This is a genomic window from Paraburkholderia sp. J76, assembly GCF_905220295.1.
Taxonomy (GTDB): domain Bacteria; phylum Pseudomonadota; class Gammaproteobacteria; order Burkholderiales; family Burkholderiaceae; genus Paraburkholderia.
In genome coordinates this window covers 261,482-276,185 of sequence record NZ_CAJMZJ010000008.1, presented here as the reverse complement: position 1 = coordinate 276,185, position 14,704 = coordinate 261,482, and the positions used below count along the sequence as shown (strand labels likewise).

15 protein-coding genes are annotated in these 14,704 nt (G+C 65.0%); 9 read left to right on the top strand and 6 right to left on the bottom strand.

Going from position 1 to position 14,704, the window contains the following annotated elements:
* Positions 1-23 precede the first annotated feature (23 nt).
* The 8 genes from U5768_RS17795 (at position 24) to fliR (ending at position 6,472) form a co-directional block, all read left to right on the top strand.
* Complete coding sequence (locus U5768_RS17795; RefSeq protein WP_322031699.1) at positions 24-1,604, top strand: flagellar hook-length control protein FliK; 1,581 nt, start codon at positions 24-26, stop codon at positions 1,602-1,604.
* Positions 1,605-1,867: 263 nt separating this feature from the next.
* Positions 1,868-2,371, top strand: coding sequence for a flagellar basal body-associated protein FliL (gene fliL, locus U5768_RS17790; RefSeq protein WP_322031698.1), 504 nt, complete (start codon positions 1,868-1,870; stop codon positions 2,369-2,371).
* Between the two features lie 46 nt (positions 2,372-2,417).
* A complete protein-coding gene (gene fliM / locus U5768_RS17785) occupies positions 2,418-3,416 on the top strand; it encodes a flagellar motor switch protein FliM (protein WP_322031783.1) in 999 nt (332 codons plus the stop codon).
* Positions 3,409-3,879 carry a flagellar motor switch protein FliN gene (fliN, locus tag U5768_RS17780; RefSeq protein ID WP_415913925.1) on the top strand — a complete coding sequence of 157 codons (471 nt, stop codon included), beginning with the start codon at positions 3,409-3,411 and terminating at the stop codon, positions 3,877-3,879. Before fliM ends, fliN begins: the two co-directional genes overlap by 8 nt.
* Positions 3,876-4,517 carry a flagellar biosynthetic protein FliO gene (gene fliO, locus U5768_RS17775; RefSeq protein WP_415913924.1) on the top strand — a complete coding sequence of 214 codons (642 nt, stop codon included), beginning with the start codon at positions 3,876-3,878 and terminating at the stop codon, positions 4,515-4,517. Before fliN ends, fliO begins: the two co-directional genes overlap by 4 nt.
* Before the next feature lie 102 nt (positions 4,518-4,619).
* On the top strand, positions 4,620-5,363 hold the full coding sequence (fliP, locus tag U5768_RS17770) for a flagellar type III secretion system pore protein FliP (protein ID WP_322031780.1): 744 nt from the start codon (positions 4,620-4,622) through the stop codon (positions 5,361-5,363).
* Positions 5,364-5,373: 10 nt separating this feature from the next.
* Complete coding sequence (fliQ, locus tag U5768_RS17765; protein ID WP_322031697.1) at positions 5,374-5,643, top strand: flagellar biosynthesis protein FliQ; 270 nt, start codon at positions 5,374-5,376, stop codon at positions 5,641-5,643.
* A gap of 37 nt (positions 5,644-5,680) precedes the next feature.
* A complete protein-coding gene (gene fliR, locus U5768_RS17760) occupies positions 5,681-6,472 on the top strand; it encodes a flagellar biosynthetic protein FliR (protein WP_322031696.1) in 792 nt (263 codons plus the stop codon).
* Positions 6,473-6,681: 209 nt separating this feature from the next.
* Here the strand turns inward: fliR and U5768_RS17755 are convergent, their stop codons facing one another.
* Together U5768_RS17755 and U5768_RS17750 are read right to left on the bottom strand one after the other, a co-directional pair.
* Complete coding sequence (locus tag U5768_RS17755; RefSeq protein WP_322031695.1) at positions 6,682-7,146, bottom strand: hypothetical protein; 465 nt, start codon at positions 7,144-7,146, stop codon at positions 6,682-6,684.
* Positions 7,147-7,171: 25 nt separating this feature from the next.
* Positions 7,172-8,170, bottom strand: coding sequence for a hypothetical protein (locus U5768_RS17750; RefSeq protein WP_322031694.1), 999 nt, complete (start codon positions 8,168-8,170; stop codon positions 7,172-7,174).
* Between the two features lie 300 nt (positions 8,171-8,470).
* On the opposite strand from U5768_RS17750, the gene U5768_RS31975 reads away from it, so the two are divergent.
* Positions 8,471-9,085 (top strand): DUF3592 domain-containing protein, encoded by a 615-nt coding sequence (locus U5768_RS31975; protein ID WP_415913923.1) that lies wholly within the window; start codon positions 8,471-8,473, stop codon positions 9,083-9,085.
* A 140-nt stretch (positions 9,086-9,225) separates the two neighbouring features.
* Here U5768_RS31975 and flgL read toward each other — a convergent pair whose 3' ends face one another.
* The 4 genes from flgL to flgJ all read right to left on the bottom strand — a co-directional run bounded on the left by flgL (position 9,226) and on the right by flgJ (position 14,704).
* On the bottom strand, positions 9,226-10,470 hold the full coding sequence (gene flgL / locus U5768_RS17745) for a flagellar hook-associated protein FlgL (protein WP_322031693.1): 1,245 nt from the start codon (positions 10,468-10,470) through the stop codon (positions 9,226-9,228).
* An 11-nt stretch (positions 10,471-10,481) separates the two neighbouring features.
* Complete coding sequence (flgK, locus tag U5768_RS17740) at positions 10,482-12,509, bottom strand: flagellar hook-associated protein FlgK (protein ID WP_322031692.1); 2,028 nt, start codon at positions 12,507-12,509, stop codon at positions 10,482-10,484.
* A gap of 166 nt (positions 12,510-12,675) precedes the next feature.
* Positions 12,676-13,446, bottom strand: a complete 771-nt coding sequence (locus tag U5768_RS17735) for a flagellar brake protein (RefSeq protein WP_322031691.1) — start codon at positions 13,444-13,446, stop codon at positions 12,676-12,678.
* 268 nt (positions 13,447-13,714) lie between these two features.
* Positions 13,715-14,704 carry a flagellar assembly peptidoglycan hydrolase FlgJ gene (gene flgJ / locus U5768_RS17730; protein WP_322031690.1) on the bottom strand — a complete coding sequence of 330 codons (990 nt, stop codon included), beginning with the start codon at positions 14,702-14,704 and terminating at the stop codon, positions 13,715-13,717.

The window sequence follows — 14,704 nt, the reverse complement described above, 5'->3', positions numbered from 1 at the left end:
CATCCGCTTTCGAGGCCGCCAGCATGTCGCTCCTCTCTTCCCTCTCCTCGGTGTTCGGCGCCGCCGCCGACGCCGTGACGGGCAATTCCGCATCGAACGCAGCGTCGAACGCCGCTTCGAACGGCATTAGCCAGGCGGACGCCGCGAGCCAGGATTTCGCGCAGACGCTGCAACAGCAGATGAACGCGCAAAACGCCCAGGCGAACCAGAACGCGCAGGCGGCGCAAAGCGCGCAGTCGAATGCCGCTGCGCAGTCGGGTTCGAACGCGTCGAGCAGCAATGCGTCGCAAAGCAGCAGCAGCGCTTCGCAGACGTCCAGCTCTGACGCGAGCCAGAACGCGCAGTCGAGCGCGAGCGCCGACCGTCGCGCCGCCGCGCGCGCGCAGCAAAAACAGGCCGCCGACGCAGGCGCGCAGGCCGCCGCGGCTCAGGCGCAGCAAGCCCAGCAGGCGCAGCAAGCCCAGCAGGCGCAGCAGGCACAACAGGCGCAGAACGGCGCGAGCGCGAACACAAACGCCGACGCAAGCGCCGACGGCAGCCAGGCGAGCAGCGACAGCACGCTCGCAGGCGTGGCTTCCGCCGCTGCCGCGGCAGCGGCCACGGCGGCAGCAGGCGCGACAGGCGACGGCGCGGATGCGGGCAGCGCGGCCGGTGGCGGCTCGAAGTCGGTACACGACGCCCTGCAAGCCGCGCTCGCGCAGTTGCGCGGCGGCGCGGGCGCGCTCGCCACGCACACGTTGAATACGGCGGCCGCGGCGGCAAACAGCGCGAGCACGAGCAGCACGGGCTCGGGCATCGCCAGCAGCTTCGCCTCGCATTTGAGCGCCAACGCCCAAAGCAAGGCGTTCGGCGCGGCGGCTAGCAGTGGCGCGAGCGCCGACACGGCCAAGAGCGCCACGGCGAGCACCACAGCCGCGACCGACGCCGCGAAGGCCGCCGCCGACGCGCTCACGGCAGCCGCGCAGCAGCAGTCCGGCGCCGCCACGCAGACCGACGTCACGGCGAGCACCGCCGCCACCGACGCGCTCGCCGCAACCCAGGCCGCGGCTGTCGCAGCCGCGACAGCCGCGCAAGCCCAGGCGGCTCAGGCGGCCAGCGCCACCGCGAATCCGGCGGCCGCGGCGGCCGCTTCCGCGTCGATCGCGCCGCAGGTCGGCACGAACGACTGGGAAGACGCGCTCAGCCAGAAGGTGGTGTTCCTCTCGAACGCGCACCAGCAGTCGGCGGAACTCACGCTCAACCCGAAGGATCTCGGGCCGCTCCAGGTCGTCCTGCAGGTCACGGAAAGCCACGCGCACGCGCTCTTCGTCTCGCAGCACCCGCAGGTGCGCGAGGCCGTCGAGGCGGCCCTGCCGAAGCTGCGCGAAGCCATGGAGCAAAACGGCATCGGCCTTGGCAGCGCGAGCGTGAGCGACGGTTTCTCGCGGCAGATGAACCAGCAGGCGCAGCAGGACGGCAGCGGCTCAGGGGGCTCAGGCCGCCGGGGCGGTTCCGGTGCGGACTCGGGCAGCGCGCTGGGCGCGGCGGACGCCGCGAACGACACGGCCAGCGCCGCCGCGAGCGTCACGCAGCGCTCGGTCGGCCTGATCGACACGTTCGCCTGATCCTTCCTCACCGCATTCCCCTCTGCCGGACCGGGAGCCGCGCAGCCGCCCGCGCGGCTGCGTACGTTCGCTCCAGACTCGCATGACGCATCGGCGCGCGCCCGGCTTGCGGCGGCGCGCAACAAAACCACGAGATAGCCGGAATTCCCCCGTCTATTCCTCCCATCGCGCAAAGGCAAAAGCCGGAACAATGCAGCATGCCCGGACTGACCATCAGGTCGGCGCCCCGGACCCTTGCAAGCATCCCAGGCTGACTTTTCGACATGGCGACCACCACCGCATCCCAGCAAGCCGCGCCCCAAAGCGCGAAACCCGGACCGATGAAGCGCATTCTCCTCATCGCGCTCATTGCGATCCTCGCCGCCGCGGCGGCAGGCGGCGCGACGTGGTTCTTCATGTCGCGCCACGCGCCGAGCGCGCCCGCCACGCCGGCCGCAGCGCCGCCGGCCGCGGCCGTGTACTACGCGCTCGAGCCGATGACCGTCAATCTGCAAGCCGACGACGGCGAATCGCACTATCTGCGCATCGGCTTGACGCTCAAGCTCGACAGCCAGGCCACCCAGGACGCGCTCGTTGCCCGCATGCCCGAGATCCGCAGCCGCATCCTGCTCGCGCTCTCGAACAAGCATCCGTCCGACCTCGCGCCGCTCGACGGCAAGCGCGCGCTCGCCACCGAACTCGCCGTGCTGATCTCGCAGCCTTCGTCGGCGAACGAAAAGCCGGTGCACGTCGACGACGTGCTGTTCACCGAATTCGTCGTCCAGTGAGCATGACTGAAATGATTCCCGCGATGGAGGACCAGTCATCATGACGATGGGTCACGACGAGTTCATGTCCCAGGAGGAGGTCGATGCCCTCCTCAAAGGCGTCACCGGCGAAGTCGACACCGATTCCGGCGGCTCCGAAAAGCAGGGCGTGCGGCCCTACAACATCGCGACGCAGGAACGTATCGTTCGCGGCCGCATGCCCGGCCTCGAAATCATCAACGAGCGCTTTGCGCGCCTGTTGCGCGTCGGCATCTTCAATTTCATGCGCCGCACCGCCGAAATCTCGGTGGGCCCCGTGCGCGTGCAGAAGTACAGCGAGTTCACCCGCAACCTCCCGATCCCGACGAACCTGAACCTCGTGCACGTGAAGCCGCTGCGCGGCACGTCGCTGTTCGTGTTCGACCCGAACCTCGTGTTCTTCGTCGTGGACAACCTCTTCGGCGGCGACGGGCGCTTTCACACGCGAGTGGAAGGCCGCGACTTCACGCAAACCGAGCAGCGCATCATCGGCAAGCTGCTCAATCTCGTGTTCGAGCACTACACGAGCGCATGGAAAAGCGTGCGGCCGCTGCAGTTCGAATACGTGCGCTCCGAAATGCATACGCAGTTCGCAAACGTTGCCACGCCCAACGAGATCGTGATCGTCACGCAGTTCTCGATTGAATTCGGGCCGACGGGCGGCACGCTGCACATCTGCATGCCCTATTCGATGATCGAGCCGATCCGCGACGTGCTCGCCTCGCCGCTGCAAGGCGAAGTGCTCGACGTGGACCGCCGCTGGGTGCGCGTGCTCTCGCAGCAGGTGCAGGCCGCCGAAGTCGAGTTGACGGCCGACCTCGCGCAGGTGCCCGTGACGTTCGAGCAGATCCTGAACATGAAGAAGGGCGACGTGCTGCCCATGAACATCGCGGAACACATCACCGCCAAGGTGGACGGCGTGCCCGTGATGGAGTGCGGCTACGGAATTTTCAATGGTCAATACGCGTTGCGGGTCCAGAAGATGATCAGCGCAGCCGACACGATGAAGGAAGGTGGATATGAGTGACGTAAACGGCACGAGCGGCACGAGCGCGGACGAGCCGGTGCTCGACCCGGCGATGGACGTTGCCGCGCAGGACGCGGGCGGCGACTCGTCGCTCGACGACTGGGCAAGCGCGCTCGCCGAGCAGAACAGCAACGAAACGCCCGTGGCGCAACCGACGGCCGTATTCCAGCCGCTCTCGAAGGTCGATTCGACGAAAACGGCCAACGACATCGACATGATTCTGGACATTCCCGTCCAGATGACCGTGGAACTGGGCCGCACCAAGATCGCCATCCGCAACCTGCTGCAACTCGCGCAAGGTTCGGTCGTGGAACTCGACGGCATGGCCGGCGAACCGATGGACGTGCTCGTGAACGGCTGCCTCATCGCCCAGGGCGAAGTGGTGGTCGTGAACGACAAGTTCGGCATTCGTCTGACCGACATCATCACGCCGTCCGAGCGGATCCGGAAGCTGAACCGATGAAACCCCAGGCTGTTCGCGGCGCTTCGATCGCGCGCGTTGTACCGCGAGTGCGCAAAACCCGCGGCGCGCGGGTGCTGCGATTCGCGTGGCGCGTTGCCGTGCATCTCTCGCTCGCCTGCGCCGCGGTTTTCGCGGTCATGAGCGCGAAGGCCGCCGACCTTCAGGCGGTGAACGAAGCCACGCGCGCGGCCTCGGGCTCCCTGGGCGCCTCCGCCGTGATCACTGGCAGCGCGGTTCCCTCGCTTGGCTTCGGCGCCGTCGTGCAGACGGTGCTCGGACTCGCGCTCGTGATCGGCGTGGTGTTCGGCTGCGCCTGGCTCGCGCGGCGTCTGGGCCTGCAAGGCGGACCGAAGAACGCGCTGGTGAAGACCGTGGGCGGCGCATCGCTCGGCGGCAAGGAACGCGTGGCCGTGGTCGAGATCGGCGACACCTGGCTCGTGCTGGGCGCCGCGCCCGGCAACGTGCGCCTGCTTCACACGCTGCCGGCGGCCGACCTTCCCGCAGGCGTCGCGGCGGCTGCGCCCAATGCCCCCGCCCTCTCGGGCACCTTCGCACAGCGCTTTCGTGACGCGCTGAAAAGCGAGGCGAATAAACGCATCCACGCGCGTTTCATGCGTCACGACGGCGGAGCGCAGTAAATGCACGGCAGTTCCCTTCATGCGCCGGTCGCGGGCGGCGACGCCCGCGCGCGCGCGGCCACCCTCGCCAAAATCGCCAGAACGGCGCTGCCGTTCGCGCTGATGCTCGGCGCGGGCGCCTTCGCCCTCGCGCTGCCGCATCTGGCGCACGCCCAAAGCGTGGGCGGCCCGCAAGGCCTGCCCGCCTTCAACACGAGCCCGGGCCCGAACGGCGGCACCACGTATTCGCTGAGCGTGCAGACGATGCTGCTGCTCACGATGCTGTCGTTCCTGCCGGCGATGGTCCTGATGATGACGAGCTTCACGCGCATCATCATCGTGCTCTCGCTGTTGCGCCAGGCGCTCGGCACGACGACCACGCCGCCCAACCAGGTGCTCGTGGGCCTCGCGCTGTTTCTCACGCTGTTCGTGATGTCGCCGGTGCTCGACAAGGCTTACAACGACGGCTACAAGCCGTTCGCGGCCGGCGCGATCTCGATGGACGACGCCGTGGCGCGCGGCGTCGCGCCCTTCAAGACCTTCATGCTGCGCCAGACCCGCGAATCGGACCTCGCGCTCTTCGCGCGCATCTCGCACGCGGCGCCCATGCAGGGTCCCGAGGACGTGCCGCTCACGCTGCTCGTGCCCTCGTACGTCACGAGCGAGCTGAAGACGGGCTTCCAGATCGGCTTCACGGTCTTCATTCCGTTTCTCATCATCGACCTGGTGGTGGCGAGCGTGCTGATGTCGATGGGTATGATGATGGTCTCGCCCGCGACCATTTCGCTGCCGTTCAAACTCATGCTGTTCGTGCTGGTGGACGGCTGGCAACTGCTGATCGGCTCGCTCGCGCAGAGCTTCACCTGAGGACACTGACATGACGCCCGAAATGGTCATGACGCTCTCCCACGAGGCAATGTACGTGGCGCTGCTGCTTGCCGCGCCGCTGTTGCTCGTGTCGCTCGTCGTGGGTCTCGTGGTGAGCCTTTTCCAGGCGGCCACGCAGATCAACGAAACCACGCTCTCGTTCATCCCCAAGCTGATCGCCATTGCGGTCACGCTCGTGATCGCCGGCCCGTGGATGCTCACGACGATGCTCGACTACATGCACCGCATCTTCGCGAGCATTCCGCAGCTCGCGGGCTAGGCGCGCCCGCGCCGCCGCGCACTTCTTCCGGCACACGATGTTCACCGTCACCTACGCGCAGCTCAACGCCTGGCTCACGGCTTTCCTCTGGCCGTTCACACGCATTCTGGCGCTCGTGGCGGTCGCGCCCGTGGTGGGCAACCGCTCGGTGCCCACGCGCGTGAAGATCGGCCTCGCGGGCTTCGTCACGCTGATCGTCGCGCCCACGCTCGGCGCCATGCCGCAGGTCACCGTGTTTTCGGCCGAGGGCGTGTGGATTCTCGTCAACCAGTTTCTGATCGGCATTGCGCTCGGCTTCACGATGCAACTCGTGTTCGCGGTCGTGACCGCCGCGGGCGACATGATGAGCCTCGGCATGGGCCTGGGCTTCGCAAGCTTCTTCGACCCGCAGGCCAACACCAGCACGCCCGCGCTTTCGTCCTGGCTGAACATGATGGCGATGCTCGCCTTCCTCGTGTTCGACGGCCATCTGCAGATGCTCGCGGCGCTCGTCGCGACGTTCCAGTCGCTGCCGGTCACGGCGAGCGTGCTCGGCGCCTCGGGCTGGAACCTCATTGCCAACTATGGCGCGACGATACTGACTTCGGGCCTGCTGCTTTCGCTGCCGGTGGTGGTGGCGCTCCTCATCACCAATCTTTCGCTCGGCATTCTCAACCGCGCGGCGCCGCAGATCGGCATCTTCCAGATCGGCTTCGCGCTCACGATGCTCGTGGGCATGCTGCTCATCCAGCTCATGATGCCGAATCTGATTCCCTATTTCGCGCGCCTGTTCGATAGCGGGATCGATCAGATGGGGCGGGTGGCCGGGGCGCTGCGGCCGGCGGGGTGAGGGGCGCAAGGGCGGCTGGACGTCGAACCAAGCCGACTCGCGATACGCTGCCCGCACCGTCACATCACACTGCCCAGATACCAGTCGTGGAAGTGATCTCACGACGTCAATATGTTGTCGGTCACTCCATTCACCGGGGAAGCAGGGAAACGAAGATAACCGTCCCAGTTGTGGTATTCGGCAGTTAGCGGCACTATGGATATGCTCTACTAGACTTCACGCATATAAGGACGCATATCAACTACTACGACTTCTTTACACGTTAGCCGAATATCAAGGCCGACATTTGGTGTAAGGTCAAGCTGGATCAACCCTTCCGGTGTCGCTGCAAGGGTCATTTCCATAATCGTTGCTTCTTCCACCATCCCGTTCACGTCGATATTTGACGTTCGAACATCCAGAAAATCGAGTAGCGCAATGTAGTCAGGACGCCCCGGAACAGGCGGTGCACCATAGCGGTTGTGAAATACTTCCAATCGAAGGTCCAGCAATTCACGTGTGCGATTTCCCGGCAACGGTAAGCCATTGATACCTTCATTTGTTCGTCGAGTTCTCTGCAAACAAAATGATCGCACAGCGGAATCGTGGAAAGACGAATATCCGCCAAGAACCAATTCAAGCCATTCACCACTCCTGGCAAGATGCCAACCCCATGTCTTGCTTGCATCGCTCATGACAGTCCCTTTATTTGGCACACGCCTAATCAAAGTTGATCGGTGACATTGGAATATGGGTGTTGTCCCGCTCGCCATCAATAACATTATGTCCGTGCGGATCACCGTGGCTTCCATGATATTGAGCCGAAAGATTGCCGTCTGAGTCGAAGTAATCCACGTCCAGGCCATTTGGGTTGATGGCGAAGCCCCCTGGCTCGTTCCCCGTCATACGGACGCCCCGCGCCGCTACTTGTTCCCTATCGCCGCCCGGTATATCTGCCTGATATTCGAACTGCGGTGCATCGCCGAGCGGCGTAGATTCGTCAGACACGTCCGCGCATTCGCCATCCGTCAAGCTCTCGGCCACGTCAGGCGTACCGTTGGCTACATCGTCCGAGTCGTCGTCGTTGCCAGGCAAAGCACCCGCCGCATCTTCGGCCGCACCCAGCCAGGCAACGCCGCCGCTGCCGGAACTGACTGTGCTACTCGCGGCCGCAGTGGCAACCGGTGCATATGGCATGCGATCGATAAAGTAGCCGCTATTATCGAGGGGTACGAACTGGTTGTCGCGGACCCCATAGACGGTCGGCTTCGGGGCTGGCGTTTGCTTTGGCCAGCTTTGCGGCGCGTGGCGCTGGGTCACTCGCCGGCTGCCGCGCCACGTCCGATCAATCGCGGGAATGAGCTGACCCTTGCGTACCGCTTCGCGAAGGATGCGTGTCACGTCGTCGCCATCGACTGGCGCGGATATACCCGAGATGCGTAAGTGATCCCTGATAAACGCTACATAGGCGCTGAATTCGCTACAGGCGCGCGCTTCGCCTCGGCTGATGGAAATCCGAAATAGACGATCAAAGTCCTTCCGGTCCTGTTCGATCTGTTCCTCGCGCTCCTTGCGTGCTTTCTGACGCTCCTGATACGAGAGTTCCCAGCCATGGTCCACGTCCTCCAGGTAGCGGACTGGGACGAGCGAGCATTGCCAGTCGCTCGTCAGTGGCACGTACAGCGCGTTATACGAATAACCCCATTCGGGAAGCGACATGCCTCCTCCGCGTCAATCCGAGACTGGTATACGTAGCACGCGGTAAGCGGGGAGCCTTTGCGGTAGGTAAGAGCCCATCGATTTAATGCGCAACGAATGAAGCTGTCGAGGCTTTCCGTGAGGTAGCGGCGATGCAACGCCGAATAGCACTCTGGAAGAAGGTAACGAAGCCGCTAACGGCGAAGCCCCGGTTTAGTCCGGAGTATCGAGCCCCACAGGCAGCTTTTCCGACGCCCTAATGAGAAAGGTTCTTCGCGGATTTCCGGGAGACCGATTGTGGACAGGCGGTAGTCGGCCAGGATGAGACGTTCGAAATCCCTGCGGAAATCGTCGACAATCAGAACTTCTGATCACACTAACCCTCTCTCTTGCTTAGTGAAGTGCATGAAAGAAAAAACAAGCCTTCTGGTTGTGTTCGTCATCACGGTGATTTTCGCAGTCCTGTTCTCCGGCATGTTGGGATACACACAGGCAACTGTGGAACGCTGGGAGCGGATGGAGCGAGCATGGTCGACGACTGAGGGCGTTGTAACGTCCTGGGCTATTCGATCATCAGTTAGTAAATATTCGGGACGGACATGGTCACCTTACTGGTCGTATTCCTACACGGTGAATGGCCAGCAGTTTGACAGCATGAGCATCGCAATGCCGTCGGCCTATAACGCACATTGGTATACATCTTCCGCAGCCGCCGAAGCGGATGCACGAGCGAGGCCTATTGGGTCCGTCGTGCGTGTTTACTACGACCCCGAGCGCCCCCAACGGTCGGTACTTGACCGAAGGACCGCCAGTTTTGGCGACTGGGTTATGTGGGGCATTTGCGTGTTTATCCCGGGAATGGTCGCCTGGATCTCCTTGGTTCTCTTCCGAGCCATGCGTAACTCCAGAGCAGAATTGCGCTCTCGACAGCCGTAGAGTGGTTTATCCGTTTGGCCCTTGTGAACTCAGGCATCGAAGAAAATGGATGTCCGGGTCCGGCAGCGCGTGAAGGACCGCTTTGGGGAATGGCGAGAGACCGCTTGGGCTCGAACCGAGCCCTACCCACCACCCAGCGATCAAGGATTGATGTACTGGAACAGCGACAGATTCTGCGTGGCGGCAAAGCTCTTCTGCGAAGCCGTGAGCGCGTTCGAAAGCTGCTCGAACTGGCTGATGGCGGCCACCGTATCGGTGCTCGTGAGGTCCGACAGATTCGACGTCACCTGCAGCGAATTGGTCGACGTGACCGTTTGCAGCGCCTTCACCTCCTGCTCGCGGCCGCCCACCGAAGCCTGCACCGTGATCACGTTGGAGAGCGAATTGCCGATCTGCGAGAGGCCGGTGTTCAGCGCGTTGCCGAGGTTCGCGACCGCCGCTTGAGAGCCGCTCACGGGCGTATTCAGCGCGGCGATGATGCTGTCGATGCTCGCGAACACGTCCGTGTTCTGCGAGGCCGTGGCAGGTGTAACCGAGAACGAGTCGCCCGCGGCAGGCGTACCCGACATCGTCACGCTCATGCCCGAACCCAGCGAAATCGCGTTGCCTTCGGTGTACGCGGCCGGCGTCGTCGTGGTCGCCGGGCTGACGCTGTTGTCGGTCACCGTGTAGGTGAGCGCGCCGGTGCCGGGGTCGGTGGCGAACGCAATCGAATAGTGGTCGTTGTTGGTCGCCTGCGTCGGGTCCGTGACCGTCACGCCGCCGATCACGCCCGTACCCGTGTTCGACGAACTGCCCGCGGCCACGTTGTCCGATCCCACGGCCTGCACGCTCTGGAACACCGCCGTGCCCGTATCGCCCACCGCGATGTTGCGCGTGCCGGCAACCTGCATCACGCGCTGGCCCGCATCGCCGTTGTAGGTCACGCCGCCGCCCGACTTGTTCGAGAACACCTGCGAGGTGCTCTGGAAGCCGGAGAAGATGTAGTTGCCCGCGCCGTCCGTGGTGTTGGCGAGCGTGAGCAACTGGTTGCGGTCGCCCTGCATCTGCTGGGCGATCGCCTGGCGCGCCTGGTCGGTGAGCGAGCCGTTCTGCGCTTCGATGATGAGCGAGTGAATGCTCTGCATCGTGCTCGTCACGCTCGTGAGCGTCGTGTCCTCGAGCTGCAGCGCGGTGAGCGCCGTGGTCTGGTTCGACGAATACTGCGTGAGCGTCGCGCTCGTGGCGGAAAGCGTCACGGCCTGCGCGGCGCCGAGCGGATTGTCGGCCGGCGTCGCGATGGCCACGCCGGTCGAGATCTGCTGCTGGACCTGGAGAAGCTGGGACTGCTGGTTCTCCATCGTCGACACGCTGGAGGCAAAAATCTGGGAAGTCGCGATACGCATGGATTAGCGCCTCACTGGAAAATGCCGAGCAGGGTCTGGAACAGCGACGCCGCCGTCTGGATCACCTTGCTGTTGGCCTGATAAAGCTGCTGGTACTGCAGCAGGTTCGCGGCTTCCTCGTCGAGGTTCACGCCCTGCACCGACTGCTGCTGCGAAGTGAGCTGCGTCACGAGCGACTGCTGCGACGTGTTCGACGCCTGCAACTGGCTCGCGGTGTTGCCGATCGTGTTGACGTAGTTAGCATACGCCGTGGTGAGCGTGGTCGATCCCGTGTACGCCGTGCTCGACGTGAGGCTCGCCATGGCGAGCGCGTTGCGGCCGTCCTGCGTGCCGCTCTTGTTCGCCGCCACCGTGAACGCGTCGCTGTTCGAGGGCGTGCCCGTCATCGTAAAGCTCAGGTTCGTCGCGGTGCCGTTCGCGCCTGACGAATCGGTGAGATTCGTAATGGTGTACGTCGCGCCCGTGGTCGGATCGTAGGGCACGCCGGTTACGGGAGGCGTCGCGGTGCTGTCGATCGTCACGGTGCTCGTGGTGGTCGAGCCCGGCGTCGCGATCGTCACGGTCGTGCCGTTGGGCAGGCCGGTGAGCGTACCCGCCGCCGAGTCGTACGTGAGCGTGACCGGCAGGTTGGTGGTCGAATAGCCCGCGCCCACCGCGCCTTGCGTGACGTTGGCCGTGCCCGCGTTGGTCGTGCCCGCCGACACCACGACCGGCGTGGCCGCCGCGATGGCCGCGGGGTCGGAGGTCGCGACAGCAAAGCTCGCGAGCGCGCCGGCCGTCGGCTGGATCATGAACGAGTCGCCGGCGCTCACCGAGCCCGAAGGCGTGATCGAAAAGCCGCCGATCGTGATCGGCGCGGCGCCGTTCGGCTGCGTGGCGACCTGCGTGTTCGTCGTCGTGTCGGTGAGGTTCCAGTTCGCGCCGTCGTAGCTCAGCTTGTAGTTGTCGGTAAGCGGCTGCGTGCTGTTCGTGAGCGTCGCGCTCACCGTGCCGGACGTGCTCGCGTTCGTCGAGCTGGCCGTGACGAGCGGGTTGCCCACCGTGAACAGATTGCCGCCCGCGCCGCCCGACAGCGTGAGGCCGAGCGCATTCTGCGAATTCACCTGCGCGGCGAAGCTCGTCACGATCGCGCCCAGTTGCGATTCCGCCGGATCGAGCGTAGTCGAAACGAACGAAAGCAGGCCGCCCACGGTGCCGCCTTGCAGCGCCGCCTGCGACAGCACCTGCGGCGCGCCTTGCGACGCGGCGCTCGCGCCGTTCAGGCCCTGCCACGTCACGCTCAGTTCCAGCGGGTTCGCGCTCGAAGGCTGCGTACCGAGGTTGTAGCTCTGGCTGCTCACCACGAGCGGCTGGCCGTTGCCGAGGAACACGCTGTAGCCCGTGTTGCCCTGCACGACCGAAACGCCGACCAGTTGCGAGAGGTTGGCCACGGCCTGATCGCGCTGATCGAGCAACTGGTTCGGCTGCTGGCCGCTCGCGCTCGCCGACGTAATCTGCGCGTTGAGGTTCGCGATCTGCTGCGTATAGGTGTTGATTTGCGATACGGCGCTCGTGAGCTGCGTGTTCACGCTCTGGCGCATGGCGTCGTATTGCTGGCTCGCGGCGTTGATCTGGGTGGCGAGCGTTTGCGCGTCGGAAAGCACGGTCTGGCGCGCGGCGGTATCCGAAGGCGAATTCGAGACGTTCTGCAGGCCCGTGAAGAAGCTCGTGATCGCCGTGGCGATACCGGAGGTCGGGCTGCCCACGAGGTTCGAGAGCTGCGTGGCGAGGGTGTACGAGGCCGAGTACGCGCTGCCCGCCGACTGCGCGTTGTTGAGCGCCGTCGTGAGGTACTGGCTGTAGGCGCGCTGCACGGTCGCGGTCGTGACGCCGCCGCCGATGTAGCCGCTCGATGTGTACTGACCCGCCGCTTCCTGATACACGGGCGTCTCGACGGTGTAGCCCGCGGTCGTCGAGTTGCTGATGTTCTCGCCGGTGGTCGAGATACCAATCTGCGCCGCCTGCAGGCCGCTCAGACCGATCGAGAAAATGTTGGACATGCGTGATCCTCGAAAACGGCCTGCCCCCCTGGCAAACCGCGTGATGTACTCACGGTATAACGGCAGCGCACTGCGAAAATTGAGCGCCTGATGCGCGCGAAAACGTTAGCGCGCGCGTGTGCGCCCGCGCCGGATCGTGCGGACGATCCGGGCGACGCTGCGCCGCTCAGGCGCGCGCGAGTGCGCGGCGCTTCATCTCGAGCTGCGTGATGTAGCGCTGCAGCGTGTTCTCGGAGGAGCCGGGCAGCGAGTCGAAGCGAAAGCCCATGTGATAGCGGCGGTCGCCGTTGGGCAGGTCGATGAAGCGCAGCACGACGAGCGCGAGATCCACGCGCAGCTTGCCGTGCGCGCGCAGGTCCAGTTCGATGCCGGGCAGCACGAGCCCCATGGCGAGATCCGCGACGCGCTCGTCGGTCGTGCGCAACCCGAGGCCGCCGAGCGAAAGGTCGTGCACCTCGTACGCGAAGCGCGGGCCGCCGCTCGGCAGTTCGCCGCGGCAGATGCACGGCTCGAGCACGGGCGTATCGACACGGAAATACTCGCGACGCTGCACGTAAAAGAGCACTTCGGGGAAGTCGGCTTCGAACGCGGCGCGCCCTTCGAACTCGGTGCGCCGCGGCGTGGCCGTCTTGAACTCCACGCGCACGCCGTCGGGCGAAGCGTGGAACTGGCAATCGGACGCGGCGAGCACGCCCGTGTTCTGCTCGGGGATCGCGCCCCAGTCGAACACGAAAGTGCGCTCGCGGCCGTTGACGGCCAGAATGCGCGTGACGAGCTGGCCGCCGCGATACTGGAGGGTCAGGAAGTCGCCGCGATTGACGAGATTGCGTAGCTGGACGCCGATCTCGAGCGGATTGCGGCGCCCGAAATCGTGGGAGCCGTCGGCACCCTCGGCGCCCTCGCCTGCTTCCTGTAGATTCGACTGAACGGTATTCATGGGCTTGCCGGAAATTCGTGAACGTGCCGGCGCGCCTGCGGACCCTTTCCGCGCGCGCCGTTCGGGCAGTCTCCCTGCCCGGATTGCTTTTCCATCTCGCCTGCATTAGCGGCAGGCATTACGAAAAATTTAGGGATCCGGCGTAAAAAAAATCGGTCCTTTCCCCGCATGAAACACGCGCGCGCAGCTTCTTCCGGCAAGTGCGGCGAGGCAACGTTTGCGCTCGCCACATCGGCGGCGATCGCGCCGCCGGCCGTCGGGTTGACCGTCAGGCCATCCGCTGCATGATGGTCAGCAGCTTTTTCGCGTAGTGCGGGTCGGTGGCGTAGCCCGCGCGCTGCATGCCGTGCGCGAAGCCTTCGGCGCTCTTCGAGCCGTTGATCACCGATGCGTAGCGCGGGTTGCCTTTGAGCAGCGACGCGTAGTCGGTCATCGCGTCTTCGTACGAGTCGTAGGCGCGGAACTTTTCCACCACGCGATGCGGCTGGCCGTTCACGTACTCGGTCGTGACCGTCGAGACCGTCTTGCCGGCCCAGTCCTTGCCCGCCTTGATGCCGAACACGTTGTGGCTCGTCGAGCCGTCGGCGTTCCTGATCTCGCGCTTGCCCCAGCCCGATTCGAGCGCGGCCTGGCCGAGAATGAAGCGCGCGGGGATGCCCGTGGTCGAGCTGGCCTGCTGCGCGGCGTTGGCGAGCTTGTCGACGAAGGCGTCCACCGAGGCGTCGCCGTTGCCCTTGATGGGCGGCGTGAGCGCGCTGTTGCCGCTGTAGCCCGAGCCGCCGGCGAGCGCGCCGTTGGCCGAAGCGTTGCCGTAGGCGCGGCCGAGCGCGTTGAGCATCGCCAGGTTGCCTTCGTTGGCGTCCTTGCCCGAGAGCCCCGAGATCGCGCCCGCGAGGCCGCCTGCGCCACCCGCGCCGTCGGCGCCTGCGCCGCCCATGCTGCGCATGAGCTGCTTGAGCATCGCGTTCGCCACGCCGATGCCCTTGTTCGACATCTGCTGCGCAAGCTGCTGGTCCATCATCGAGGTGAACTGCGCGCCGTCGTGCGAGTCGAGCGGGCCGTCGTCGGGCGTCGCATCCCGCATGCTCTTGAGCATCATCTGCGTGAAGACCGCGTCGAACTGCTTCGCGGCCATCTTCACGCCCTGCTGGGGCGAGGCGTTCGCGGCGGCGCGCATCGAGTCGAAGCCCTGCACGTCGAGCGCGAAGCGGTTGGTGAGGTCGAGGCTGCCGCCGCCGATGTTGTTCGTATTATCCAA

Excerpts from the sequence above, each read along its gene's own strand:
- U5768_RS17750 (WP_322031694.1), bottom strand. The coding sequence starts at position 8,170 with ATGTCGCTTCCCGAATGGGGTTATTCGTATAACGCGCTGTACGTGCCA.
- U5768_RS17735 (WP_322031691.1), bottom strand. The coding sequence starts at position 13,446 with ATGAATACCGTTCAGTCGAATCTACAGGAAGCAGGCGAGGGCGCCGAG.
- fliR (WP_322031696.1), top strand. The coding sequence starts at position 5,681 with ATGTTCACCGTCACCTACGCGCAGCTCAACGCCTGGCTCACGGCTTTC.
- U5768_RS17795 (WP_322031699.1), top strand. The coding sequence starts at position 24 with ATGTCGCTCCTCTCTTCCCTCTCCTCGGTGTTCGGCGCCGCCGCCGAC.
- flgL (WP_322031693.1), bottom strand. The coding sequence starts at position 10,470 with ATGCGTATCGCGACTTCCCAGATTTTTGCCTCCAGCGTGTCGACGATG.
- flgK (WP_322031692.1), bottom strand. The coding sequence starts at position 12,509 with ATGTCCAACATTTTCTCGATCGGTCTGAGCGGCCTGCAGGCGGCGCAG.
- fliQ (WP_322031697.1), top strand. The coding sequence starts at position 5,374 with ATGACGCCCGAAATGGTCATGACGCTCTCCCACGAGGCAATGTACGTG.
- fliM (WP_322031783.1), top strand. The coding sequence starts at position 2,418 with ATGGGTCACGACGAGTTCATGTCCCAGGAGGAGGTCGATGCCCTCCTC.
- fliN (WP_415913925.1), top strand. The coding sequence starts at position 3,409 with ATGAGTGACGTAAACGGCACGAGCGGCACGAGCGCGGACGAGCCGGTG.
- fliL (WP_322031698.1), top strand. The coding sequence starts at position 1,868 with ATGGCGACCACCACCGCATCCCAGCAAGCCGCGCCCCAAAGCGCGAAA.
- U5768_RS17755 (WP_322031695.1), bottom strand. The coding sequence starts at position 7,146 with ATGAGCGATGCAAGCAAGACATGGGGTTGGCATCTTGCCAGGAGTGGT.
- U5768_RS31975 (WP_415913923.1), top strand. The coding sequence starts at position 8,471 with ATGAGACGTTCGAAATCCCTGCGGAAATCGTCGACAATCAGAACTTCT.
- fliO (WP_415913924.1), top strand. The coding sequence starts at position 3,876 with ATGAAACCCCAGGCTGTTCGCGGCGCTTCGATCGCGCGCGTTGTACCG.
- fliP (WP_322031780.1), top strand. The coding sequence starts at position 4,620 with ATGCTCGGCGCGGGCGCCTTCGCCCTCGCGCTGCCGCATCTGGCGCAC.